This window comes from Nonomuraea sp. NPDC026600 (genome assembly GCF_040638335.1).
Taxonomy (GTDB): Bacteria; Actinomycetota; Actinomycetes; order Streptosporangiales; family Streptosporangiaceae; genus Nonomuraea.
In genome coordinates, this window is the sequence record NZ_JBEZYD010000119.1 from 1 (window position 1) to 1,211 (window position 1,211).

At 67.2% G+C, this 1,211-nt stretch carries 1 protein-coding gene; it reads left to right on the plus strand.

All coding sequences use genetic code 11. The features are described from left to right. Nucleotides 1-65: 65 nt before the first annotated feature. Nucleotides 66-1,211: IS4 family transposase (locus tag AB0F17_RS66470; RefSeq protein WP_358047868.1), on the plus strand; the 1,146-nt coding region annotated here is incomplete at its 3' end.

Consider the following 1,211-nt stretch of genomic DNA (forward strand, 5'->3'; position numbering starts at 1 on the left):
AGGGATCTTCTGCAGGTCGGGGTGAGTGCGCTGCGTGGAGTGGTTGTGGCCGGTAGGTTGCGGTCGTGTCTGGAGCGCAGGAGCCGCTGATAGGCGGCCGTTTGACCGATCACATTTCGCTGGGCGTGCTGGCCGCGGCGTTTTCTCGGGATCTGATCGAGGAAGTCGTTGATGCGACCGGTAAGCGTGAGAAGCGGTCGAGGTTGCTGCCGGCGCATGTGATGGTCCGGTACGTGATCGGCCTGGGGTTGCTGTTCGGCCAGCCGTATGAGGAGGTCATGCGGCAGATGACCGGCACACTGCAGGGCCTGGGCTCCTGGGAGCGGGACTGGAAGGTACCCTCTACCTCGGCGATTACCCAGGCGCGGCAGCGGCTGGGAGCCGAGCCACTCAAGGAACTGTTCCACCGGGCGGCGCTACCGGTCGCGGGTAGGGGTACCCAGGGCGCGTGGCTGCGCGGGCGAAGGCTGATGGCGATCGACGGGACGAGTTTCGATGTGCCCGACACCGACGGCAACCTGGCGGCGTTCGGCAAGATGGGCAGCGGCCCAAAGGAGTCGGCTTTCCCGAAACTGCAGGTCGTGTCGCTGTCGGAGTGCGGGACCCATGCTCAGATCGCCGCCGCGCTGGGGCCGTGCCGCACCGGAGAACGCGAACTGGCCACCGAGTTGGCCGGTCATCTGCAGGCCGACATGCTGGTGATGGCGGATGCGGGCTTTTTCTCCTGGCAGTTGTGGGAGCACTATGCCGCGAGCGGTGCCGCGTTGTGCTGGCGGGTCGGCGCGGCCGTTGCGTTGCCGTTGGTGCGGCGCCTGCCTGATGGCTCCTACCTGGCCCTGATCTTCGCGCCGGACACCACGGCCAAGCGCAAGGCCGCACTGCTCGCGGCGGCACGGGCCGGTGAATCAATCGATGGTGACCGCGCCCGCCTGGTGCGGGCGGTGGAGTACACCGTGCCCGACCGTGGCGGCCCTGACGGCGAGCTGATCTGCGTGATCACGACGATCCTGGATCCGGCCGAGTTGAGCGCCGCACAGGCCGCGTTCGCCTACCACCAAAGGTGGGAGCACGAATCCGGGCTGGATGAGATCAAAACCCACCTGCGCGGCGGTGGCGGGATCCTCCGCTCCCAGAGCCCTGACCTGATCGAACAGGAGATGTGGGGCATCTTGCTGGCCCACTACGCGATCCGAGAGCTGATGTGCCGGGCC